Below are 25177 nucleotides of genomic sequence, written 5' to 3'. Positions count from 1 at the left end.
ATAATGTGCTCTTTTTTAATTAATTATCAAAGGTATAAAACCTTAATGTAATTTTAAAAAATAATTCTTAATTAGAGTTGTAGAAATTTACGTTTTATTATATAATTATTTTCAATTATAGTAGTGGCGTTTTTAACCGCCTAATATTATAAGAAATTACTCATATATAGATAAATCCTTATGAGACTTTAGCTTTTTTTATCAAATCAGACACCATTACATGAGGAGAATGCATATGAACGATGAGAGTAATAAAAAATCTAATGATTCTAAAAAGATTTTGTTAATAGTAGGTACAATATTATTAATAGTTATACTAATAAGTATCATTTCAAATTCTAAGGATAATAATGAAAACGCTAATAAGACCAATACTGAGAACGTCTCTAATGAGTCTTCGAATTCTAAGTCCGAAGATTCTGATAGCACAGATGATGAAGAAATAGAAGATGAAAATGCTACTAGAGAGCAATTAGCCGCATTAAATTCAGCTAAAAGTTACTCTACCTTAATGCACATGTCTAAAGCAGGTATATTCGCTCAATTAACTTCAGAGTATGGAGAGAAATTCTCTGAACAAGATGCCCAATATGCTATAGATCATCTTAAAGTTGACTATAAGGAGAACGCAGTAGAGAATGCTAAGTCATATGCTAAAAATATGCATATGTCAAAAGTAGGATTGTACAAACAATTAACATCGGAATATGGAGAAAAATTCACAGCTGAAGAAGCTCAGTACGCAATTGATAATCTAGAAGTGGATTATAAGGAAAATGCTTTAAAAAGTGCGAAATCATATGCTAAAAATATGCATATGTCTACAAATGGTATATATGATCAACTCGTTTCAGAGTATGGAGAAGGGTTTACCCCTGAAGAAGCACAATATGCTATAGATCATTTAGATGATTAAAAAAACCGTGGCTTAGGCCACGGGTTTTTTTATGTTTGTTGTAAATCTTTCATCTTATCCAAAGTGCTTTTAAAAAGGAAACTTACATTTCACGATAGGATTTGGAAATATTACTACTGTAGCTTAATGTTATAAGGGCGTAAACAATAATCATGATTAAGATGCTAAAACTTTGATTATTGTGCGTTGTAATAGAATAGATTGTTAATACAGCAATGCCCATCACTAAAGCGATAATTGAGATCACGTACGTTGTCAGAAGTGATTTGAGACTCATGTAACGTTCGCCTTCGTCTATAGCTAATAACGGAGAACCTTGGTTTGGTGCATGTGGCGTACTATTGTCCTTATAAATTGTTTTAGCATTCCAAATTGAAATGAATTGATGTAAGACGAAAGGTAAGATCATGCCTACGATCGCTATAATCGACATTTGATTCATGAATGTGATGAGTGCCACGTTTAGTAGAGACACTACAAAGATCCATTTCATTATCATTCCAGTATGGCATCTTAGTTTAAGGTATTGTTTATGTTCATCGTCATCATCCGAATGTTTTAACAAGTTCATGTGTTTACGCTGCTTCATTAAAGTCAGGGCTAAAATGCTTTCAATAAGTAACGTAAGTATTGTAGAAACATAAATTAAATTAACTGAAATTAAATGCATTTCTGCAAGCACATACAAGGAAACAACGCTTAGTATGCTCACAATAGTTAATAAAATGATATTCCCTTTGTAAGTATTCAAGTTATTCCTCCTCTATGATAAATACATCTTCTACTGCTTCACCGAATATTCGAGATATCTTTACAGCGGTCATGATTGACGGCATAAAATCATTACGTTCTATTAGCGAAATTGTTTGACGCGATACGCCAGCTTTTTTAGCAAGTTGCGTTTGATTGTAGCCATCTCGAGCACGGAGCTCTTTTAAACGATTTTTCATAATGTCATCCTCCACGGTCAATATACATCATATTAGTCAAAATGACAAATATATTAGTCAAATTTACGTATTTAAAAAGGATACTAATACTTTAGTATCCATCATCGATTTTAATTAATACGCGCTTTTCCTCATGATTGACGAAGACCTCGCCGTTATATGAAATGTTTGAGATCTTTAAGTAGCCGTCTACTTCTTTAAGAATGACACCTAATGTATCTTCCTCACGAATGACCGCGAACGTATTTTCATTCGTCACGATGTCGTAATCTTCCACGACGCACTGAATTTCTACTTCCCAACCTTTAAACGTCATAATTAGCCTCCTATAAATGTATAAATTAATTTCTCAATATAAAATATTAAATGTTTTGTTAGAGTATGTTTTTGTCATCAAATTGACAATTAAAATACTGAAAATATATTTTATTATAATCAAATATCTTATATATTATGATATAACACCAAAAGAAGATAGAAAAATTATATGCGAAATACATTGAATTTATTTCAGAGGTTGCACATTTATGCAGCTTTCTTTATTGCACCACTGTTAATTACCCTCACGATATCTGGAATAGGGTATCTGTATTTTCAGGATGTTGAAAAACAAATCTATCATGAAGCTTTATTCGAAGATAGTCACCAATCTTCCGAACAATCGATGAAAGACGCGGTAAAGGAAATCGAACATAAGTATCAAGGCTATCAAATCGATAAGGTCATGATTTTAGATAATCGATATAACGATCGTGTTGAGATCAGTAATCAAGATGGCGACACGAAGTATGTCTTTTTAGATAAAGACCACCAAATTGTAACCGATCAAAACGCAAGATGGACATACGCGAACATTATGCGAGACTTCCATAGTTCGTTACTAACGCGTAATACGGTTCTGAATTACCTTGTAGAATTAACGGCTTGTTGGACCATCTTTATGATCGTTTCAGGTCTTTATATGCTTTTCAAGAAGCGGATTCATAAACAGAATGCCAAAGCACTTAAATTCCAAAAAATTCATGCGCTTATTGGTATGATCGTAGCGATACCGGTATTTCTACTGGTGTTAACAGGCTTACCTTGGTCCGCCTTCTCAGGAGACAAGATTCATAAACTATCGATGTCGAGTCCAAGCTTAGGTACGACTGAGACGACGGTTAACCCGCCTAAATCAGATGTGAATGAAATTCCGTGGGCGACGCGTAGTAGTAATGAGCCTAAATCAGATGAACATGCTGGGCACCATGCGAAGGGTCACCCTATCACTGATGGCGACCATCAATTGCCGATTGATACTATCATTGAAAAGGCGAATAAGAACAACGTCACAAAGCCTTATTCAATCGTTTATCCGACAAGCTCTGATGAAGCGTATACCGTTGCGAAGAGTAGTAACACCGGTATAACAGGTCTTGATGTGTCACCATATGAAGAAACGACGCTATACATCGACCAATATAGCGGTAAGAAGCTCGCGCAAGTGAACTACAATGAGTACGGTATTATCGGTAAATGGTTCTCATGGGGTATTCCGCTCCACGAAGGTCACTTATTCGGTATTGCGAATAAAATTATCAATACAATCGTTGCGCTCATGTTCCTTGGTGGTATCTTCTTCGGATTCTATTCTTGGATAAAACGTGTTGTGAAAGGTAATCAACAGATGCCTAAACGTACTAAGAAACCAATGTCTAAAGCAGTGATTGTGCTTATGGTTGTCTTAGGTCTACTCATGCCACTGTTCGGTGCATCGTTGATCATCATTTTAATGATTGAAGGTTTACTTAAATTAAAAAATCGAAAACATTCAGTTGAATAAAGATTGAGGTTGGAACTAAAATCAGGAAATACTGCTTTAAAGCTTTATTTCAATCAATTCCTTCAAACAGCATGCTTTCCTGGGGCGTGGCCGGAGCCTGTAGTCTCCGGACTTACGCTACTCCCCTAGGAGTCAGCTGTTTTTGGAATTGCGCTTTAGTTTCAATCTCTTTTTTATATATAAACAAGCCTTATAAGTTAAAGTATTTGTAATCAAATAAATATGAATAAACTTAAATTTAATCTTGTGAATTAAGTTAACTTTTGTTATAGTTTGTACTAATTAACTGAAATACACTTTACTGCTTAAAAGCGAAAAAGGATGATAAAATGAAACAAAAATCAGAGTGGAAGACGTCCACCGGTTTCATTCTAGCTAGCGCAGGGTCAGCGATTGGACTCGGCGCCTTATGGAAGTTCCCATATATGGCTGGTATGTATGGAGGTGGCGCGTTCTTACTCATGTTCTTAATCTTCACATTATGTGTTGGTTTACCATTATTAATCATGGAATTTATCGTTGGTAAAATGGGCAAAACGTATACCACCTATATCTATGAACGTCTAGTAGGGCGCAAATGGCTAAATATCATTGGTTGGAACGGTAATATCGCCGTGTTCCTCTTATTTGGCTTTTACAGTGTGATCGGTGGTTGGATTCTCATCTACATCATCAAGGTGTTGATGCAAATTATTGGTGTTGACCCTGAGCAGCTTGGTGATATTCACTTTGAAAGCATTATAGGGAACCCGGTGATTACGATGATTGCTCAAGGCGTCTTTATCGCATTGACGATGGCGATTGTTATGTTTGGCGTGGCGGATGGTCTTGAAAAGGCCTCTAAGATTATGATGCCGCTATTGTTCATATGTTTAATCTTGATCGTCGTTAAATCATTATCTTTAGAGGGTTCGATGGAAGGGGTACGCTTCTTTCTACAACCTAAACTCGATCAAATAAACCTAAATTCTATGCTCTTTGCTTTAGGGCAAGCTTTCTTCGCGTTATCGCTTGGTACGACAGGGATGATTACGTACGCAAGTTACGCGTCTAAAGAAATGACGGTGAAATCGTCGGCAACTTCAATCGTATTAATGAACGTTCTAATCTCAATTTTAGCTGGGCTTGCGATCTTCCCGGCACTTAAGAGCTTCGGTTATGAGCCTGAAGAAGGGCCTGGTCTCTTATTTAAAGTATTGCCGCGCGTATTTATGCATATGCAGTTCGGCGATATATTCTATGTCATATTCTTAGTGCTCTTCTTATTCGCGGCATTGACGTCCTCGATTTCATTACTTGAGTTAAATGTTTCTAATGTAACTAAGAATAACAACAATAAACGTTCCGTTGCGGCACTTCTCATTAGTGCGCTCGTGTTTATCATCGGTATTCCAGCGACGTTATCATTTAGCACGCTTAAGGACGTTCACTTCGGGGCAGGTACGATTTTCGATAACATGGACTTTCTCGTTTCAAACATTTTAATGCCACTTGGTGCTTTAGGTTCTACATTAATCGTAGGTCACTTACTTAATAAAGAAGCACTCCAAACATACTTCGGCAACGATAAGTTTAAGCTATTCAAACCATGGTACATCTTGATTAAGTTCATATTGCCAGTAGTCATTTTAATTATATTTATCATGCAATTAATATAGAAGACAGACGGGTCTGGGATATAATTCGTGAAATAGAGCATTTAAGCTTTATTTCATACAATTCTCATAACAGCTGACTCCTAGGGGAATAGCATGAGCCCGGAGACTACAGGCTCCGGCCATGCCCCAGGAAAGCATGCTGTTTATGAGAATTGTAGTATTATGTCCCAGATTCGTTTTTTCTCTTTGAAAAGCCCTAGATCTTAGAGGGCTTTTCATAAATGAAAAATTTAGATAATTAAGTTAATAGAAAATATTTAAATAAAGATGTGTTGAATTAGAATAAAAATATAAGATGTAGGGTCAGATAATGTTAAAGATAAATTTACATTTTGCATCATTGTTGTAACATAAACGTTATATAAATTCTATATAATTTTGTAGCCCATACGTGTATAATAAATGGTGTTCAATTACGTAAAGAAAAAATAGGGAGGTAACACCATGCCTAAGAAACTAGTAACTGCCATTATTGGGACTTCAGCACTATCAGGAATTGTTGCGCAACAAGCAGATGCTGAAAGTTATCGTGTACAAAGTGGTGATTCGCTATGGTCTATCGCCAATAAATTTAATACGTCTATCTCAGAACTCAAGTCACTGAATAACCTTACGTCTAATATGATTTTCCCGAATCAAGTGATTCAAGTTTCAAGTTCAAGCTCTAACGAAACGACTGCTAATAGCCAAACGACTTCAAGTTCATCATCTACATATACGGTTAAATCAGGAGATACTTTAGGTGCGATTGCGTATAAGCACGGCACTTCTTATCAAAAGTTAATGTCTCTAAATGGTTTATCAAGCACAATTATTTACCCTGGCCAAACGTTAAAAGTATCTGGTTCAGCGGCGACTACGACAACGTCGAACCAAACTGAAACTACAACTTCAGCTAATGGAACTTACACAGTTCAATATGGTGATTCTGTGTCATTAATCGCTTATAAACACGGTATGTCTTACCAAGAATTAATGCGCATTAATAACTTAAATAGCTATTTCATCTACCCAGGTCAAGTTCTAAAGGTATCTGGCAATAGTTCAACACCTACACCATCAACGACTACAACGACGCAAGCGCCGACAAGCGGTTACAATACACCAATTTTCAACCACAGTAACTTATATACTTGGGGTCAATGTACATGGCATGTGTTCAACCGTCGTGCTCAAGTAGGTAAAGGTATTAGTACGTACTGGTGGAATGCGAACGCGTGGGATTCAGGCGCTATAAGCGATGGTTACCGCGTGGATGGTACGCCAACTGTAGGTTCAATCCTTCAATCAGATCTTGGTTACTATGGTCACGTTGCGTTTGTTGAGCGTGTGAATAGTGATGGTAGCTTATTAGTTTCTGAAATGAACTATAGTGCTGCACCAGGAATTGCGACATACCGCACAATTCCGTCATATCAAGTTGGAAACTTCCAATATATTCATTAATATACAAATTAATTTCTAAAACAGCATGCTTTCCTGGGGCGTGGCCAAAGCCTGTAGTCTTTGGACTCACGCTACTCCCCTAGGAGTCAGCTGTTTGGAAATCAACATTATTGAAACTAACTTAATTTGCTCTAAAACTTATTTATAAATGAAATGAAACCTTCAAAGTATTCGATGCTTTGAAGGTTTTTTGTGTGGGAAATTATTGTTTTGAGTGCGGTTTAGTGCGGAAGCTTCTTTTTGAAAAGGCATGTGAACTTGCTATCGCTCGTTTTAGTGATATCGCAAGCTTAACATTAAACGTTATGCAGTCATTTTCCTTCTCTAAAAAGCACGACGTTTGGCAATCACGATTTATGTTTTTTAATACGTTTATAAATTGAATACGCACTGCCACCGACTCTAAGTAATCTAAAGAAGCGTTTATAGTTGCGCTTTACATTAAATGCGAAGAAGAATGTCGTAAGTGCATTAATTGCACTTAGCGCAATACTGATATATGTTAGCTTTTTGCTTTTCGAGCGGTAAACGTAACGATTGTAGAAGTCTGTAATGGTTTCAAAGACGGAAACGCCTCCGTTAAGTATGTTCCATGGAACTAAGCCAGCAAGTCTCTTAAGCACAGAATCACTCCTTTATGAGAATAATCAATGTAAATGTCATATACCCGTTCTTTGAAATTCGTATTAATGTCCATGGTATACTAGATACAATCATCATTTAGGAGGGGTATTGTGATACGTTGTGTATGTCTAGTCGAAGAGACAGATGACAAGATTCTGTTAGTACAGGTTCGTCATCAAGCGAAATATTATTTCCCGGGTGGTAAAATTGACGCTGGTGAATCATTAGAAGTTGCGTTACAACGCGAACTCAAAGAAGAATTACAACTTGATGTCAAAGTTGAAGATCTTACATATATCGGTAAGGTTGTAGGGGATGCGTACCCTCAGCCTGATACAGAAACAGAGCTTAATGGATTTAAATGTGTTACACCAATCGATTGGTCTCAAGTCGAGATAGATAATGAAATCACGGATATCAAATGGGTTTCGAAAGCGGATGATACTATCATAGCGCCTGCAGTACAAACTTGGATAGAAACCTTTTCATAAAAATAAGAGGTCGAACGTCGCGGAATAGTTCCGCACGTAGCGACCTCTTTTTAGGTTAAACATTGAGTGAGCGAGCCTGAATTATTTGTAAGTCGGGCAATTGCTTATGATTCGATATAACGTTTTAAGTGTTTCGCAGTATAAGAGTTTTCAACGTCGAGTAAGCCCTCAGGTTTACCGCTATACAGACATTTACCGCCATTCATACCTGCACCTGGGCCAATATCAATCAGCCAATCTGCATGCGTCATCATCGTCAGGTTATGTTCGATGAGAATGACCGTGTTGCCTTCTTCAATTAAGCGTAAGAAACAATCCAGTAGTACAGGGATGTCCATCTCATGAAGCCCTGTAGTCGGTTCATCAAACACAAATGTATGGTTCTTCGTTTCTTCCATAATATAGCGACTTAATTTCACACGTTGGATCTCACCGCCAGATAACGTGTCTAGTGATTGACCTAACGTCATGTAATATAGCCCTGTCTCTTTTACCGCATTCAAACGCTTCAATACTTTCGTTTCATTTTCAAAGAAGTCGAGTGCCTCTTCAACGGTAAGTGCCAAGATATCCGCAATTGAGTAACCATCCACTTTAGCTTTCAGTACTTCTTGGTCATAGCGTGTACCGTTACATACTTCGCACACCTGTGAAAAGTCTGGCATGAACGCTAACTCTGTTTTTAGGATGCCTTTACCATTACAATTTGGACACGCGCCTGCAGAGTTATAGCTAAATAAACTTTTCTTGAGACCTGTCTTTTTACTGAAGAAATTTCTTACCTCATCAAACACATCTAAATACGTTAATAAATTAGAACGGTTCGATGCATGAACAGGTTTTTGATCGATGAAAATTGTATCTGCTTCGTCTTTAAGACCTGCTTTAAGTAATGAACTCTTACCTGAACCGGCTACACCTGTGAGCACGGATAACGCGTGCTTAGGAATGTCTACAGATACATCTTGTAAGTTGTTCGCGCTGATGTTCTTAAGTGAAATATATGAGTCTGCTTCAATTGGGTTTGTCTTTAGCGCATGTTTATGGTGTAGGGCTTTTCCAGTGGCGGTATCCGACGCTAATAAAGCATCATAACTACCGGTAAAGGTGATTTCACCGCCGTTCTTACCTGCGCCCGGACCGATGTCGATAACGTGGTCGGCTTCTTTAATGACGTCGGGATCGTGCTCGACAATCATCACCGTGTTCCCTTTATCGCGAATTGACGCCATGATCTTGTTAATCTTCTCAATGTCCTCTGGATGCAGGCCAACACTTGGTTCGTCGATGATGTAGACTAAATCTGCGAGCGGGCTATTAAGGTGTCGAATGAGCTTAATACGTTGAGATTCACCGCCTGATAAGGTTGTTGTTTCGCGACCAAGCGTTAGGTAATTGAGCCCAACATAGCTCAGTGATTCGAGCTGCTTGAGAAGCGGATCGATGATAAATTTCGCCGTCTTATCGTCAATGTCCTTTAGGAATGGAATCGTTTCATCAATCGTTAAATTCGTGAACTCAGCGATGTCCATGCCATTAATTTTACAACTCAAGACTTTCTGATTAAGGCGTTTACCGTGACACGTCGGGCAGTCTTTCTTCGTCACGACGCGGTCCACGTCCTTCTTGAAACGCTTCTTCTCAAAGTTATCACTGAGTAGGAACGAACGTCTGAAACGATGTACGAGACCTTCGAATTTCGCGGTACGTGGCCAATTTTCAGGCGGATTCTTAAGTTTCGTCGGCTTCGTGTAAAGAAACGTATCAAGTTCTTCCTTCGTATAATCTTTCAGTTTCTTATCATTATCGAAAAGCCCTGTATATAAGTAACGCTTACCTCGCCAGCTATCAGGTCTAAATGATGGGAATTTAATCGCATCTTCATTAAGCGAACGGTCGAAATCTAGTAATTCATTTAAATCAATATCTTCAACATAACCGAGCCCCTGACACGTTTCACACATGCCATTTGGATTATTAAATGAGAAGACATCTGAATAACCGACAAACGGTTCACCTAGTCGTGACCAAAGTAGGCGAACGGACGCATAAATGTCAGAAATTGTACCGACTGTTGAACGAGAATTACCGCCTAAACGCTTCTGATTGATGACCATTGCGACTGGTAATTGTTCGATTGAATTTACTTCAGGTTTTTCATACTGTGTGAGCTGGTGTTGCACGTAACTTGAGTACGTCTCATTTAAAAGACGTTCAGATTCAGCCGCAAGTGTATTGAAAACAAGCGATGACTTACCAGATCCTGAGCGCCCTGTAAACACAGTTAATTGATGTTTAGGAATTTCAACATCTATATTTTTAAGGTTATTTTGTTTCGCGCCTATAACACGTATGTTAGACATCTTAGTTCCCCCAATTTTATCATTATATTCTATGTATATCGCAATGCGGATTCGGTTTCAAATAGATGGTTCTATTTCCTAGGAAAAGTTGGGGGAAGGATTGGCGGTTTGGATCGGTTTTGATAGGTGTTGAGCTGGGATATGGTTTGGAAATAGGTGAGTAGGTCGGTTGATGTAATGTGAGTATGGTTGATAATAGTGGTGAGACTTGATGGTGAATCCGTGATCAAGTCTCAGGGCGGTTGAAACTTGATGAGTAATCCGTGATCAAGTCTCAGGGCGGTTGAAACTTGATGGTGAATCCGTGATCAAGTCTCAAGGCGGTTGAAACTTGATGAGTAATCTGTAATCAAGTCTCAGCACCAACTTGTAACAATTATGAGGACGACCGATGGCTTTGAAGGGCTTTTCAAGATGGGGAAACACTTTAAAAGATAGGCATAAAAGTAACGAATTTAAAGGGCCTTTCAAGAAGCATAAAAAAGAAGCAAGTATACGGATGAACTTGCTTCTAGGACTAGGTGCGATGGTTGGAATTGTAGACCATGCGTCGGTAGAGTGATTTGAAGAAAGCGTTTGATTTAATCGATTTCGCGAGTTGGTCTGATATGAGGAGACCGAGTGCGATTGCGCCCGCTATGAGTACCGCGCGGATAAAGTTGTTCAGTGACACATGGAAATCGAGTGTCACAAGCTCACGTGTTGCTTCGAATGCGAGACCGCCTGGTACAAGCGGAATGATGCCTGGAATCATGAATAACACGACGGGCGCTTTCTTAAGTTTGGCCATGAAATGACTCACTAAACCGAGCACTAAGCTACCGCACAGACTTGCATATATTGTATCTATATTTAGAAAAGTTGATAATAGATAAAATGTTGTGTAGCCACAAGCACCTGTAATACCTGCCTGGAGGAACAATTTACGCGGTGCGTTGTAGATGTGCGAGAATTCAATGGATGCGATGAAACTTAATAGAATGTGTAAGACAACTGACATACGTTCCTCCTCTTAATTAATTAGTAGAGATATAGCGATTCCAGTGCCGATTGCGAACGACGTTACAAGTGCTTCAAGGAATTTCGCGGTGAAAAGTAACATGTGACGCCCGAATAAATCTTGTATGGCAGTGGTAATCAAGACACCGGGGACGATGGGCATAACGCCTGCGATGACAATGGCGCCAATCTGTGTTTCGGGTGCTAACTTGTGGCCTAGGACGCTTAAGCTACCGACAATCATCGACCCAATGAGCTCGGGTATAAATAGCGATGTATGTTTCATCTTCATCATTTCGACAATGATAAATCCGATAATTCCTGCGATTACTGCAGTGAAGACGTTGATGAAATCGCCACCCTGTAAATATAGGAAGCAGAATGAAATGATACCTGCCGAAAGCGATTTACACCATAGCGGATAGTCGAAAAGCGTCGTGTTCATTGCCCGAAGCATGCGATCAGCTTCTTGAATAGAAATATGGCCGGCCACGAGTTTACGTGAGATTTCGTTAACTTGGTAAATCTTGAATAGATTCGTGCTATTTTGATCAATTCGTACAATCTTATGCTTCGTATCTTCATCTAAAGTAAAGTGAATCAAGAAATTAATGACGTAACCCTGGCATTCTTTATAGCCTAAGCTTCGCGCCATGCGAAACATCGTATCCTCAACACGAGACGTTTCAGCGCCAGATTGTAGAAGGATACGACCCACTAACAATATCGTATTCGCGACATCCTTTTTCGAGAATTGAATTTCTGACAAGTTAGCACCTCCTTCATTCCAATTTTTAACAGTTTATTCATAACCGAAATTTTAATCATTCTAACCTACAATTTATATTTATTTCAAAAATAAATGTTGTGATTCGCTTTTCTTGGAATACGAAGGAACTTGAATACTGTGATGGCGGTGTTTATCGCGTACTCATACTTTAGGTTGAGTCCTATGTTCATAAGTGCCGCATCTTTAAAAAGACGTGTCCGTAAAAGTACGAACACGTCAGGTAGATGTTGGTGGATTCATGATTTCTTTGAGTTATATAATTCAACAAGCGTTAAGGACAGGGACGAAAAGGTTCAAATCGCATTTATCTAGGTGAAACATAGAGTTCATTCTTAGCTTGAAACGACCATCTTTGGCGTATTGGAGAGAAATTCTATATACCGCTCAATATCAATATCGTGGTCTACGAAGATAATACGACCGCCAACACGTGTATTCTCTGGCTTAACTTGATGCAAGCGATTGTAATGATGGGTCTTTGAAGCAAAGTAGCCGGTCGTATAGTTCAAGTCGTCCGAAATACATAATTCGCCAGCTACCTGATCACTGAAATTAATACAACTTGTTAAGGACAACGCTTCTTTAATGCGTTTTGACATAAACGATGCGTATCGCATCGATAACTCTAATTTTAAATCATCGCTTACGCCAAATGTCGTTACTCGAATGCCTTTAGAACCCGAGTTATCAAGGCGTTCGCCGGTTTCCTTATCTAATATGATTGCGCCTCGATAAATCGTATTGTTATGCAAGTAGGCTAATCCAGTCTCAAGGGCTTTTGCTGAGATGGCATGATCTGAAGCGAGTGTTTCCAAAGCCACTTGATGATCGACGATATGTAGACACGGAATGTCGACGGGCGTCGTAGCAACTCTTTCGACCTTTATATTAAGGAAGTCCGCATCACCATTTGAATGCTGGAACCCCTTCTTGAAAAGGGCCGTGAGCTCTTGGTCAACTTGCTCCTTTGAACAAAGCGTTTCACCGCCACTAATGTGCGTAGCGTCTTTATTCGCCCGCATCTTGATGCTGTACATGTTAAACACCTACCTTTCTTCAAAATTTGAAAGTGTCGTTAGGAAGTTATCGATATCAGACTTCGTATGCATCGAAGTTAAACTTAAACGTATCATCGGCGTTTCGACCGTTGGATAACGAAAGAAACTTGTGAGAAAGCCATGCGCTTTCAAGTACGCATGCACTTTAAAGCCGTTCTCGATATCGTTAACAGGAATGGCCTTGATTGGCGCAAGTGTAAAGGGTTCCGCTTTGAAAAGCGCTGCATACTGACGATTAAAATAGGAACTTAGCGCTTTGAGGTCAGACTGCCGGTAGGTTTCAGATTGATATATATCCAATAAGTGGCGTAGTTGAATGAGATTATAATTCGGCAGGCAACCTGAGTAAATGAACGAACGCCCTTTGTTGATAATCAAGTCATGCATCATGGTATCTCTTGTCATGATTAAGCCACCAAAGGCACCGAGCGCCTTCGATAAACTGGACGTAAGTATGTCGACTGCGTCATAAGATTGAAACATGTTAAGACCTAGGCCATGCGCATCATCTAAGATAATGTAGGTATCTTGATAGTTATCCTTTAAATGTTTCAATTGATCAATATCTACCATATCGCCATTGGTTGAGAAAATAGAATCACTTACGATTATTTTAGTCGTATGAGGGTATTTAGCCAGTTCATCTTCAAGGGTGTTGTAATCAAGGTGCGGGTACACGACGGTTTCTAAACGGTTTAACTTGATGCCATCAATAATACTCGCGTGATTCTTCTCATCTGAAAAGACCATAACGTGCGGTTCGTTACGAAAGATACTAAATGCAGCAAGATTCGCGGCGTACCCAGATGTCGTAATCAGACTATGTTTAAACTGAAATATCGCGCTCATATCATGTTCAATTGCTTCATATAAATAGGTGTTCCCACTCACTAAGCGGGAACTGGCATAATGCATACCGACATCTTTAAGTGTCGCATCCATATCTGTCGCGCGTGAACACTGGCCGAGCCCTAAGTAATCGTTTGACGTAAAATTAATATACGTATCGGTCTCCGTACGAATTGTGGCCTGATCTACTTTGTTAAAGGATGTAAGTTCTCGGTATAGGCCTTGGTCTTTGATACGTTGAAGTGAGGCCTCGAAATCCATTTACGCTTCACCTAGTACATCGAAAAGTGCCTCTTTAAACGTACGCGTCATCGTTTTAATTTCATCTTCAGACATGTTTAAAATTGGCACGAACGTTACCACATTTTCAATGTTACGAATCATTAAACCACGTGCTTTACATGCTTTGATGATCGCCTCAACTTTAGGTATTTCAAGGGTAGTTTGGCTGTCTTTATCAGCTACAAGCTCAACACCATACATTAAACCGCGTCCGCGAACATTGCCTACGTTCGGATGCATTGAAAGGGCGTTTAAATCATCAGCTAAAATTTGAGATGTCTGTTGTATGTGTTCGATGAGCTTTGTTTCTTCATATAATTTAAGGTTTTCAAGCGCGACGCTACATACAACTTGATTGCCTGTATACGTATGACCGTGGAAGAAAGTTTTCTTCGCATGTTCATCACTTAGAAATGCGTCATAGATTTTATCAGACGTTAACGTTGCTGCGAGAGGCACATAACCGCCTGTAATCGCTTTGCCTAAGCACATAATGTCAGGGTTTACGTCTTCATGGTAAGCCGCAAACATTTCACCTGTACGACCAAAGCCTACCGCAACTTCGTCTGTAATTAATAACACGTCATATTTACGACAAAGTGTTTCTACGCCTTTTAAGAAACCTTTCGGGTGCACAAATAACCCAGTTGCCCCTTGAATAAGTGGTTCAATTACGAAACCTACAATTTCATCGTGATGGGCTTTTAAAATGGTCTCAATCTGATCTAAAATGTGATCCATCATCTCTTGTTCAGAATCATAATTTGATTTGTAGAAGCATGGTGTCTCGACCTTGATGTTCTCGAAGATGAGGTCCTTAAAGATTGAATGGAAGACATCAATGCCGCCAACACTCACCGAACCTAACGTGTCACCGTGATAGCCATTTTTGAGCGTTAAGAATTTACGCTTGTTCGCATACTTCTCTTTATCTAAGTTCTTCCAGTATTGGTACGCCATTTTAATCGCGATTTCAACTGAGGCACTCCCAGTATCTGAATAGAAGACCTTCTGAAGGTTAGAAGGTGTAATTTCAACAAGCTTCTTCGCTAGCTCGATTGATGGAATATTAGATGCGCCCAGTAATGTTGAATGTGCGATTAAATCGAGTTGATCGGTAATTGCCTGTTTAAGGCGAGGGTGGTTGTGCCCGTGAACATTGACCCAAAGCGATGCATAACCGTCTAAATATCGGTTGCCGTCAATGTCGTATAAATAACTGCCGTCGCCCTTTTCAATAATGATAGATGTGTCCGCGTCATATGTGCCCATTTGAGTGAAAGGGTGCCATACGTAATTCATATCGTCTTTATGTAATGTTTCTTTTTTATTCATAATTGCCTCCTAAAATTTCCTGTAATAAAGGTTTTGAAATATCTGAATCTGTACCATTAGTTTTGAAAGTGAATATATCTTGATTCACTAATTTTTGACTTGTCGATAAATTATCCTGTTCAACTTCTGAACCATCGTATCGATTCATCACAAGTATGTTTTGTGGTAAATGATGCATATTTATAAATGATTGATGCATGTAAATATCGTTAATCGCACCTAACTTTGAAGGTAGGACGCTAATAAATTTATCGGACGTTTCGTCGATTAAGTCTGCCGTCATGTAAAAGTCTTGATCCCCTTCATATATCGGCACCCCTATGCCACCAGCGCCTTCTATCAATACGATGTCGTACGCATTCTCAAGCTGTCTTAATTTCTCAAGGACTTTTGAAATATTGAAATGTTGGTCTTGCTCTTGTTTAAAAGCCAAATGCGGTGACACTGGATTCTTAAAGGTGTATAACGATGTCGTGTCATAATCCAACTGACATTCTTGTCGATACGCTTCAAGATCTGGAAACGTGCCATCTTCTAACATTTCCGTTTGAAAAGGCTTATAAATCACGGTGTGATAGCCTTCTTTAACTAAGCGTTTAAATAGTTTAACCGTAAAATAGGTTTTGCCTACATCGGTATTTGTACTTGTTATAAATATTTTCATGCAAATTGACCTCTTCTGTGTGTATTTTTAAGTTTCTGAATAATGAAGGTTGTTAAAATACATAAAATGATATCGCCAGGCATACTCAATAGCACGATGCCTGTAATTACATCTTGTAATGATACGGCCTGTTGAACGACGACGTTCATGATGACGTAGAAGTGCACACACCCAAATATGTAAATCACGATCGTTCCTAGAATATGAACGCCTAAAAGATTTAAGAATGTCGTACGTCTCAATTTTTGAATACATAGATTCATAACGATACTTGCGATTAAAAACCCTACTAAAAAGCCAAATGTAGGTTTAATGACATAAAAAATGCCGCCACCTTCAAACTGAATAGCGCACTTACGATAAAGACCACGACAATTTGTAATGAAAAAGGTATAGGTCCTAAATTAAAGCGAATAAAACTTGCGATAATCGTAAGCGCCGTAAATAAACTAATCATCACTAAAGTTTTAGTCTGCATGATGTCTCCTCCTTAGGTGTAAAAACTTAAATTGTAAACCAAATATAATTATAGGTTTACAATTAGAATATGACAAGTATTTCCTCGTTCATGTATAGTATGGGTATAAGAAAGAGAAATGTTTAAAAAGGGATGATCGGGATGTTTCAAGCAATTTTGCACGGCGTATTATTAGCGTTTGGACTCATATTACCGCTAGGCGCGCAGAATGTATTCGTCTTCAATCAAGGGGCAAATCATAAGAAGTTTGTGAAAGTACTTCCAGTGGTTATAACAGCAGGATTTTGTGACACGTTACTCATTGTTTTAGCAATACTTGGCGTTTCACTCATTTTATTATCCATGCCCGTATTACAAATTGTGATTTATATCATAGGTTTAGCCTTTTTATTATATATGGCTTGGTCGTTATGGCGGGAAAAGCCCTCTAAGTTGGACAACATTGAACCTATGAAACCTTCTAAGCAAGTAGGATTTGCGCTTTCAGTTTCATTACTTAATCCTCATGCCATTATGGATACAATTGGTGTTATTGGTACAAGCGCATCTGTATATACTGGCCCAGAAAAGATTGCATTTACAATTGCTACAATTTTAGTGTCGTGGTTATGGTTTATAGCATTAGCGCTACTCGGTAAAATGCTAGGTACAGTAGATAAAACAGGGAAGTATATTATTATATTAAATAAAATTTCAAGCATCATTATTTTAATCGTAAGTTTGATTATCTTAAAAAATCTCATTCAATTATTCTAAGTGAGTTAAAAAGTAAAGATAGAATACTATCTCTACTACTCACTAGATATGAATAATTAAACCTTAAATGTATAGTGTTCTTTAAAAGCAATTTATCCTTACACAAAGAATCCCCAAATAGCATGCTTTCCTGTAAAGTCCAACTACCAAACTGAAGTTTGAGTTGGACTTTACAGGAAAGCATGCTATTTGGGGATTTTAAAATATTCTTTAATAAAATTATTGTTACGCCTATCTTCTAAATGTAATCGATTATTTCAAGGTCTTTTTAATGAGATAAGCGGTAATGTAAGCAGTGATTGGAATGCTGATGCCAATCGCGATACCGCCAAGTAGAATTGATATCAGTTCTTGTACAAAAATCTTCGCATTCATTAAATGTTCGAAACTATAGTTTAGTTTAAAGAACCAAAAGCATAACGTTAACTCACTACCAACAAACGCAAGGTAAATCGTATTCGCTGAAGTTGCTAGAATTTCTTTACCGACACGGATACCGGAACGATAGAGTTCCTTTAAGTTAAGTGAACGATTGGTTTGATAGAGCTCATACATCGGCGAACTTATCGTAATCGTGAGGTCAATGACCGCTGTAATGACAAGTAAAGCAGTCGTAAAGACCATAAACGCTTCGAAATCAATGCCAATGTTCATCGAATAAATAGACGTTTCCTCCTGTTGTTCAGTCGTAAAGCCTTGTAAGTGACCGAGTCGCGTTGTTAAGAATATCGACCCCATCAGTACTACCATCGTTATCATTGTCGCGATAAACGCGGCCTGTGTCTTTAAGTTGTAACTATTTAAAAGGAATAAGTTTATGGCCGCAATGACGATACAAAAAATGATCATAACGATGTAAATCGGTATATGTACGGCTATAGCTACGACAGCTATTAAGAGTACGACAAAGTTTAAAAATAAAGCGAAGAACGATTTAGCACCTTTTTTACCTCCAAAAATAAGCATGAGTACAAATAAAATGAGTAATAAAATTAAAATTGCGTTCATGCTTTGTCACCTCGCTTTTGGCGCCAAAGTCGCATGAGTAATAACGTTATCGGAATCGTGATAACAATGCCTATACCACCCGTTATCGCACGCGCCACCTCAAGTGACCAATTCATCGAAATTGTATACGTGATTGTATTACCATTACGTAAATAAATTAAGAACATAGGTAAGCTTCCTGCTAAATAAGAGAATAAGAGTATATTCGTCATTGTTCCCATAATATCTTGACCAATGTTCTGACCAGCTTTCATAAAGGCTTTGGTGCTAATGTGTGGTGAACGTTGATGAATTTCATACATGCCACTAGCGATGGTAATTGCTACATCCATGACAGCACCTAGTGAACCGATAAGAACCGACGATAAAAAGATCGTCTTAGGTGGCATTGTGAGAAAGCTTAGTGTTTCGTATTTAATACCGCTTCCTTTAGTAAGTTGAATGACGAGCGCTAAGATACCTATCGAGATAAAGGTGCCAAGTAACGTGCTTAGAATTGTAACGAGCGTGCGTTTCTTAAATCCTGTAACCAGTAATAATGTGATAATCGTCGAAATCACTGTCATGACTGACATAATTACGAATAAATTGAGCGCCAACATATGTTGATGTAACCATATCGCTAGGAAGATGAGCGCAGTATTGATGACAAGCGACAGTATGGATGTTAAACCAATTTTACGCCCTACAAAGAGGAGTGTTAATAAGAAAAAGCCAAGTACTGCGATTACGAGCGTATCGCGTTTCTTTTCAAGAATGTAAGGCTGACTGTCTCCTTTAGATAGGTGTAATAGCACTTTATCCCCTTTACGATACGTTCCAAATTCACTCTTAGATTGGTTGTATGAGTGTGAGACTGAATAGGTTTTATCTTTATTGTCTGTGTTCAATAATTGAATTTTAAGACGGTCGGTATACTTCGTATCATGATTTTTGTGTTCGTCGGTAACAGATTCCTTTTTCACGTGTGTAATATCTGTCACTTTACCAACTGGTGTCTGATACATAAAGGCATTCATCATGGTAAACACGATAAGCAATAGATACACTAGAACCGCGATCATAAAAGCATGTTTAAACGTCAATTTATGTTTCAAAGTAAGACTCCTTCAAATCAGAATTTAAGGTAGATTATATCGAATTCGGTACGTATTTTAAAATAAAACTCAGTAATAGGTTGTTTCCTTACTTAATAATGTGTGAATAAGCGCAATTAGTTCACTGAGATAAGGTTTCTGATTATCCCGTCTAAACGTAACACCTACCGACCGTCTTAATTCTGTATGATCAAGATTTAAAAAACGGCCCACTTCTAATGGTTGTTTTAACGATAAATGCGTTGGAAAAATAACGATGCCTTTATTTTCAAGAATAATATGTCGAATGAATCCTTCTGTAGTCAATGTGATGACTTCATTTGAGACGTCGCGATAAAGTATTTGGTGAATATCTGAAGGTAATTCATCATATTGAAAAAGTGTATAAGGCTTTAATTGAGCGAGTGTCGGTCGTTCGGTTAGTGCTAAAGGATGCGATTTATGAACGAGTAGGTGGTAAAACTCTTCATATAAAATGTGATGTTCGTAAATATCTTGTTTTAAGAGTTTAGGTAACGACCCTGAAATTGCGATGTCGATATCTCGTGTTTGTAACTGATGTTCAATGTCAGCGTTACTTAAAGCACTTGGAATAACCGTCATGGTTAAATCCTTTTCAAAGGATTGGATGAGTCCAGGTAAGACTTGTTCGATGGCACCTCTTTGATATCCAATTCGTATGACGTCGTGGGTTGATGATGTGTTGATTTGAAATCGTGATGTTGTGTGTTCGATTCTTTCGATAATCGCGCGTGCTTCCTCTAGAAGTAAATGGCCGTCGTCGGTCAATTTGATATTACGTCCGATACGCTTAAATAATGTAACGTGTAGTTCCTTTTCAAGTTGTGCGATTTGTCTACTCACAGCGGATTGTGCCACGTTTAAATATAAAGCTGCTTCAGAAATATGTTCACGTTCTGCGACTGCAATAAAATACCTCAGCTGTTTAATCTCCATTTTGATGCCTCTTTTCATCTATCTAATAAATAGATAGGTTTCATCTAATTTATATATTGTAACGATAAATGAGTTTCTTTATAGTTATTATACGTTTATATTATCAGAATATTCAGATGAAAGTGGGGATAACCATGCATATTAAACGCTTAGGTTTATATGATTCGCGTGAAGAACATGATGCATGTGGTATTGGATTTTATGCAAATATGAATAATCAACGTTCACATGACATTGTTCTCAAATCGCTAGAAATGTTAAGGCGTTTAGATCACCGTGGGGGTATAGGTGCTGACGGCATAACAGGTGATGGCGCGGGCATTATGACAGAAATTCCGTATGCCTTTTTTAAGCATCATACTTCTTTAAACTTACCTGAAGAAGGTAGTTACGCGGTAGGGCTTTTCTTTTCAAAGGGTGCGATTAAAGATAGCTTGCATGAAGCGGTATTTCGCGAGACGTTTGAAAGCGAAGGGCTACGTGTCATTGGTTATCGCGATGTGCCTTTAAATACGCGTGTATTGGCGCCTCATGTTGTTGAAACGATGCCTTATATCGGGCAAATTTTTATAGATTGTTCAGATGTCATAACGCCTGAACGTAAATTGTATCTCGCGAGAAAGCAACTCGAACGTTATGGCGAGGAACAAGGTCTAAAGTTATATTTCACGAGTTTATCGAGACGTACGATTGTGTACAAAGGTTGGTTGCGCTCAGACCAAATTAAAGGCTTATTTGAGGATTTAAACCATCACGATTTTACATCTAAATTTGGTTCTGTGCATTCGCGTTTTAGTACCAATACGTTTCCAAGTTGGGAACGCGCGCATCCTAACCGCTTGTTAATGCATAATGGTGAAATTAACACGATTAAAGGTAATGTGAATTGGATGCGTGCGCGACAGCGAACGTTACTTAAGACGGTGTTTCAAGAAGATTATCATAAAGTAGATCACATCTTAGATGAAAACGGTAGCGACTCGAGTATTTTAGATAATGCTTTAGAGTTTTTGTCTCTAGAAATGCCCCCTGAAAAGGCCTGTATGTTACTAATCCCTGAACCTTGGTTATATAATCCATCGAATGACCCTAGTGTGAAGGCGTTTTATGAATATTATAGCTATTTTATGGAGCCGTGGGATGGACCGACGATGATTTCATTTTGTAACGGGGATAAAATTGGCGCGCTCACCGATCGTAATGGTTTACGACCGGGTCGCTATACGATAACGAAACAAAATGAAATTGTCTTTTCGTCGGAGGTAGGTGTCATCGATGTTGATGAAGCGGATGTCGCTTATAAAGGACAGCTTAATCCTGGCAAGCTGCTTTTAGTCGATTTTAATCAACACAAGGTCATTGAAAATAACGAATTGAAGTGTCAAATTGCGCAAGAAAAACCTTATGAAACGTGGTTGAACGCGCGTAATCAAGACTTTGATTTAGAAACGATTGCTTATGAAAGTACTTTATCGAACGAGACGGCGACAATGCTACAACGAAAGTTCAAGTACACGAAAGAAGAAATTACAAAATACTTAAAACCTTTAGTAGAAGGTAAGAAAGACCCGATTGGCGCAATGGGGTACGATGCACCGCTTGCCGTATTTAATTCTCGACCGGAAACGCTTTTCAACTATTTTAAACAACATTTTGCGGAAGTAACGAACCCGCCTATTGATGGCTATCGTGAAAAGATTGTCACGAGTGAGCTGACGTATTTAGGTCGCGAAGGTAATGTTTTTGAGCCGGATGAACGCGTGCTAGAACGTATTCAGCTTAAGCATCCGATACTGACTTTGTCTCAATTAGAGGCGATACAAATCGTGAAACCGTCGCTTCAATATGTCTCGATTTGTTATGAAAAGGACCTTGAACATGCGTTAGAACAGTTGTCTCAACGTGTTATTCAAAAGGTTAAACATGGCTGTGACATTATTGTATTAGATGATCGAGACGTTAAATCGGAAGGTTTATATGCGATGCCGGTATTACTAGCAGCGAGTTTCATACATCAAGAATTGATTCGTCATGATTTAAGAATGCATACGAGTATTGTCGTCGTATCAGGTGACGTACGTGAAGTGCATCATATCGCGACCTTAATCGGCTATGGTGTTAACGCGATTGTACCGTATCTTGCACAACATACGGTTTATGAACAAACGCTTCAAGGGCATATAAGCGGCAATGCGATTGAGAATGTAGCGCTATTCAATAAAACGCTTGTTGATGGCGTCATTAAGGTCATGGCTAAAATGGGTATCTCGACGATTCAAAGTTATCACGGGGCACAAATTTTTGAGGCAATTGGTCTTCATGAAGATGTTATCGAGCGCTACTTTACAGGTACCATGTCTAAGATTTCTGGCCTTAAAATACAAGATATTGATGCCGAGAATAAGAGACGTCAAACGCCTGATAGTGCATATTTAGAATCAGGTAGTACATTCCAATGGCGTCAACAAGGTCAACATCATATTTTTAACCCTAAAACAATCTATTTATTGCAACAAGCATGTAAACAAAATGATTACGCGTTATTCAAGGCCTTTTCAAAGGAGGCGCATGATAAAGCATCGGGTACGATACGTAGTCAATTTGAGTTCAAATCGTGTAAACCTGTTCATATAGATGACGTTGAACCTGCGTCTGAAATTGTGAAGCGCTTTAAGACGGGGGCGATGAGTTACGGGTCGATTTCTGAAGAAGCGCATCAAACGCTCGCTGATGCGATGAATGATTTGGGTGGTAAAAGTAACAGTGGTGAAGGCGGGGAAGCATTATCTCGCTTTGAAGTTCAACCGGACGGAACGAATTATAGTAGTGCGATCAAACAGGTTGCGTCGGGTCGGTTCGGCGTGACGAGTCATTATTTGAACCATGCGAAGGAAATTCAAATTAAAGTCGCACAAGGTGCTAAGCCTGGTGAAGGCGGTCAATTGCCTGGAGGTAAGGTGTACCCTTGGGTAGCTGAAGTACGTGGTTCGACGCCAGGTATTGGCTTAATTTCACCACCTCCGCATCACGATATTTACTCTATTGAAGACTTAGCGCAGTTAATTCATGATTTAAAGAATGCGAATCGGGATGCGAAGATTACGGTCAAGCTTGTGTCACGTTCAGGAGTTGGAACGATCGCGGCAGGGGTTGCGAAAGCATATGCGGATAAAATCGTGATAAGTGGTTATGACGGTGGCACGGGTGCATCCCCTAAGACGAGCATTCAACATGCAGGATGTCCTTGGGAGTTAGGGCTTGCTGAAACGCATCAAACACTAAAACTTAACGGGTTACGTTCAAGAGTGACGCTTGAAACGGATGGTAAGTTGTTAACGGGGCGTGATGTACTTTACGCATGTTTATTTGGTGCTGAAGAGTTTGCGTTTGCGACTGCACCGCTTGTTGTACTCGGTTGTATTATGATGCGTGTGTGTCATAACGATACGTGTCCGGTTGGTATCGCGACGCAAAACCAAGATCTTAGAAAGCTTTTCAGAGGTAGGAAGGCGCATGTGAAGCGTTACATGTACTTTGTTGCTGAGGAGTTACGTGAATGGATGGCGGCGTTGGGTGTTAAGAAATTAGATGATTTAGTGGGACGTACCGATTTACTTCAACCTACGCGAGAGAGTTTAACAGGTCGTAAAACGAAACATTTGAATCTACAAGCGATGTTGGTTCAAACAGAAGGTCCAAATACGTGTTCAATCGCGCAGCAACATGGTATTGAGAAGGGGTTCGATATGACGTATCTCTATAAGGACGCCGAGTCTGCCATTGAGTCTCGAACACCATTTAAGAAGCATTATCTATTGAATAATGAGCAGCGTGATGTTGGTGTCTTAACAGGTAGTGAAATCACGAAACGCTATGGCGTGAATGGTTTGCCTGAAGACACGATTATGATGACTTCGACTGGTCACGCGGGTCAAAGTTTGGGCGCTTATATACCGCGTGGTTTGACGCTTCATCATCAAGGTGATGCGAATGATTATGTAGGAAAAGGCCTCTCAGGTGGCAAAATCATTGTTCAAGCACCTAACGATGCGCGCTCGGATAACATCATCGTTGGGAATGTATGCTTATATGGCGCTACTAAGGGTGACGTTTATATTAACGGGCGAGCAGGCGAGCGCTTTTGCATACGAAATAGTGGCGCAAATGTTGTGGTGGAAGGTGTAGGAGACCATGGATTGGAATACATGACAGGTGGTCGTGTAGTGATTCTTGGTGATGTTGGTAAGAACTTTGGTCAAGGTATGAGTGGTGGTGTTTGCTATGTCGTACCTTCAAATAAAGCAGCGTTTATCGAGACGCACCAACTTCCAACGCTTGATTTCGATGACGTCACTGATGAAGCGGAATTACGCATGATTAAAACGATGCTTGAGAAGCATGTTGCATATACTGAAAGTAAACGCGCACAAGCATTGTTAGCGCAGTTTGACGCGTTAGCAGTTCAGCTTGTCAAAGTTATTCCAACTGATTACAAGTTGATGCGTCATAAGATTCATCACTTTGAACAACAAGGTTACCTATTAAATGATGCGACATTTAAAGCGTTTAATGACAACAAGCTTCAAATCAACGCATTTGATCGCACGACGTCAATTTATTAAGGAGGGGTATGA

The 25177-nt window shown here is 39.0% G+C and carries 23 protein-coding genes; 7 read left to right on the top strand and 16 right to left on the bottom strand.

Going from position 1 to position 25177, the window contains the following annotated elements; translation table 11 throughout:
• Positions 1-235: 235 nt before the first annotated feature.
• On the top strand, positions 236-916 hold the full coding sequence (locus ACF3N8_RS01740; protein WP_009383344.1) for an Ltp family lipoprotein: 681 nt from the start codon (positions 236-238) through the stop codon (positions 914-916).
• A gap of 82 nt (positions 917-998) precedes the next feature.
• Here ACF3N8_RS01740 and ACF3N8_RS01735 read toward each other — a convergent pair whose 3' ends face one another.
• The 3 genes from ACF3N8_RS01735 to ACF3N8_RS01725 all read right to left on the bottom strand — a co-directional run bounded on the left by ACF3N8_RS01735 (position 999) and on the right by ACF3N8_RS01725 (position 2182).
• Positions 999-1667 carry a DUF3169 family protein gene (locus tag ACF3N8_RS01735; protein WP_009383346.1) on the bottom strand — a complete coding sequence of 223 codons (669 nt, stop codon included), beginning with the start codon at positions 1665-1667 and terminating at the stop codon, positions 999-1001.
• A gap of 1 nt (position 1668) precedes the next feature.
• Positions 1669-1866 carry a helix-turn-helix transcriptional regulator gene (locus ACF3N8_RS01730; RefSeq protein ID WP_238102016.1) on the bottom strand — a complete coding sequence of 66 codons (198 nt, stop codon included), beginning with the start codon at positions 1864-1866 and terminating at the stop codon, positions 1669-1671.
• 91 nt (positions 1867-1957) lie between these two features.
• Positions 1958-2182, bottom strand: a complete 225-nt coding sequence (locus ACF3N8_RS01725) for a hypothetical protein (RefSeq protein WP_009383350.1) — start codon at positions 2180-2182, stop codon at positions 1958-1960.
• Between the two features lie 171 nt (positions 2183-2353).
• Here ACF3N8_RS01725 and ACF3N8_RS01720 point away from each other — a divergent pair, with 171 nt between their 5' ends.
• The 3 genes from ACF3N8_RS01720 (at position 2354) to ACF3N8_RS01710 (ending at position 6792) form a co-directional block, all read left to right on the top strand.
• The gene (locus ACF3N8_RS01720; RefSeq protein ID WP_009383352.1) at positions 2354-3688 is read left to right on the top strand and encodes a PepSY domain-containing protein; all 1335 of its coding nucleotides are present in this window, start codon (positions 2354-2356) and stop codon (positions 3686-3688) included.
• 329 nt (positions 3689-4017) lie between these two features.
• A complete protein-coding gene (locus ACF3N8_RS01715) occupies positions 4018-5346 on the top strand; it encodes a sodium-dependent transporter (protein WP_238102017.1) in 1329 nt (442 codons plus the stop codon).
• A 444-nt stretch (positions 5347-5790) separates the two neighbouring features.
• Positions 5791-6792 (top strand): LysM peptidoglycan-binding domain-containing protein, encoded by a 1002-nt coding sequence (locus ACF3N8_RS01710; RefSeq protein WP_009383356.1) that lies wholly within the window; start codon positions 5791-5793, stop codon positions 6790-6792.
• Positions 6793-7139: 347 nt separating this feature from the next.
• On the opposite strand, the gene ACF3N8_RS01705 is transcribed toward ACF3N8_RS01710, so the two are convergent.
• The gene (locus ACF3N8_RS01705; RefSeq protein WP_009383358.1) at positions 7140-7415 is read right to left on the bottom strand and encodes a hypothetical protein; all 276 of its coding nucleotides are present in this window, start codon (positions 7413-7415) and stop codon (positions 7140-7142) included.
• A 111-nt stretch (positions 7416-7526) separates the two neighbouring features.
• On the opposite strand from ACF3N8_RS01705, the gene ACF3N8_RS01700 reads away from it, so the two are divergent.
• The gene (locus ACF3N8_RS01700) at positions 7527-7907 is read left to right on the top strand and encodes an NUDIX domain-containing protein (RefSeq protein WP_009383359.1); all 381 of its coding nucleotides are present in this window, start codon (positions 7527-7529) and stop codon (positions 7905-7907) included.
• A 104-nt stretch (positions 7908-8011) separates the two neighbouring features.
• On the opposite strand, the gene ACF3N8_RS01695 is transcribed toward ACF3N8_RS01700, so the two are convergent.
• The 9 genes from ACF3N8_RS01695 to ACF3N8_RS01655 all read right to left on the bottom strand — a co-directional run bounded on the left by ACF3N8_RS01695 (position 8012) and on the right by ACF3N8_RS01655 (position 16725).
• Positions 8012-10270 carry an excinuclease ABC subunit UvrA gene (locus tag ACF3N8_RS01695; RefSeq protein ID WP_238102018.1) on the bottom strand — a complete coding sequence of 753 codons (2259 nt, stop codon included), beginning with the start codon at positions 10268-10270 and terminating at the stop codon, positions 8012-8014.
• 517 nt (positions 10271-10787) lie between these two features.
• Positions 10788-11270, bottom strand: a complete 483-nt coding sequence (locus ACF3N8_RS01690; protein ID WP_009383361.1) for a threonine/serine exporter family protein — start codon at positions 11268-11270, stop codon at positions 10788-10790.
• 12 nt (positions 11271-11282) lie between these two features.
• A complete protein-coding gene (locus ACF3N8_RS01685) occupies positions 11283-12038 on the bottom strand; it encodes a threonine/serine exporter family protein (protein ID WP_392450127.1) in 756 nt (251 codons plus the stop codon).
• Positions 12039-12391: 353 nt separating this feature from the next.
• Entirely contained in the window at positions 12392-13096 is a 705-nt protein-coding gene (locus tag ACF3N8_RS01680; protein ID WP_009383364.1) for a 6-carboxyhexanoate--CoA ligase, read from the bottom strand.
• Positions 13097-13105: 9 nt separating this feature from the next.
• Positions 13106-14227: a pyridoxal phosphate-dependent aminotransferase family protein gene (locus ACF3N8_RS01675; RefSeq protein ID WP_009383365.1), complete on the bottom strand. Its 1122-nt coding sequence runs from the start codon at positions 14225-14227 to the stop codon at positions 13106-13108.
• Positions 14228-15583 carry an adenosylmethionine--8-amino-7-oxononanoate transaminase gene (bioA, locus tag ACF3N8_RS01670; protein WP_009383366.1) on the bottom strand — a complete coding sequence of 452 codons (1356 nt, stop codon included), beginning with the start codon at positions 15581-15583 and terminating at the stop codon, positions 14228-14230. It abuts the gene before it with no gap.
• A complete protein-coding gene (gene bioD / locus ACF3N8_RS01665; protein WP_009383367.1) occupies positions 15576-16247 on the bottom strand; it encodes a dethiobiotin synthase in 672 nt (223 codons plus the stop codon). Before bioD ends, bioA begins: the two co-directional genes overlap by 8 nt.
• Positions 16244-16525 (bottom strand): biotin transporter BioY, encoded by a 282-nt coding sequence (locus tag ACF3N8_RS01660; RefSeq protein WP_238102022.1) that lies wholly within the window; start codon positions 16523-16525, stop codon positions 16244-16246. Before ACF3N8_RS01660 ends, bioD begins: the two co-directional genes overlap by 4 nt.
• Positions 16526-16536: 11 nt before the next feature.
• Positions 16537-16725: a hypothetical protein gene (locus ACF3N8_RS01655; protein WP_238102019.1), complete on the bottom strand. Its 189-nt coding sequence runs from the start codon at positions 16723-16725 to the stop codon at positions 16537-16539.
• Positions 16726-16866: 141 nt separating this feature from the next.
• Here ACF3N8_RS01655 and ACF3N8_RS01650 point away from each other — a divergent pair, with 141 nt between their 5' ends.
• On the top strand, positions 16867-17481 hold the full coding sequence (locus tag ACF3N8_RS01650) for a LysE/ArgO family amino acid transporter (RefSeq protein ID WP_009383372.1): 615 nt from the start codon (positions 16867-16869) through the stop codon (positions 17479-17481).
• Between the two features lie 252 nt (positions 17482-17733).
• Here ACF3N8_RS01650 and ACF3N8_RS01645 read toward each other — a convergent pair whose 3' ends face one another.
• The 3 genes from ACF3N8_RS01645 to gltC all read right to left on the bottom strand — a co-directional run bounded on the left by ACF3N8_RS01645 (position 17734) and on the right by gltC (position 20543).
• Positions 17734-18489 (bottom strand): YibE/F family protein, encoded by a 756-nt coding sequence (locus ACF3N8_RS01645; protein ID WP_009383374.1) that lies wholly within the window; start codon positions 18487-18489, stop codon positions 17734-17736.
• Positions 18486-19553, bottom strand: coding sequence for a YibE/F family protein (locus tag ACF3N8_RS01640; protein ID WP_193765459.1), 1068 nt, complete (start codon positions 19551-19553; stop codon positions 18486-18488). Before ACF3N8_RS01640 ends, ACF3N8_RS01645 begins: the two co-directional genes overlap by 4 nt.
• 102 nt (positions 19554-19655) lie before the next feature.
• Positions 19656-20543 carry a glutamate biosynthesis transcriptional regulator GltC gene (gltC, locus tag ACF3N8_RS01635; RefSeq protein ID WP_009383376.1) on the bottom strand — a complete coding sequence of 296 codons (888 nt, stop codon included), beginning with the start codon at positions 20541-20543 and terminating at the stop codon, positions 19656-19658.
• Between the two features lie 134 nt (positions 20544-20677).
• On the opposite strand from gltC, the gene gltB reads away from it, so the two are divergent.
• Complete coding sequence (gltB, locus tag ACF3N8_RS01630; protein ID WP_238102020.1) at positions 20678-25165, top strand: glutamate synthase large subunit; 4488 nt, start codon at positions 20678-20680, stop codon at positions 25163-25165.
• Positions 25166-25177: the final 12 nt, after the last annotated feature.

It is taken from the genome of Staphylococcus massiliensis, assembly GCF_043186315.1.
Taxonomy (GTDB): Bacteria; Bacillota; Bacilli; order Staphylococcales; family Staphylococcaceae; genus Staphylococcus; species Staphylococcus massiliensis.
Note: the sequence above shows the minus strand (reverse complement) of the source record. Positions and strands in the feature narration are given on the sequence as shown.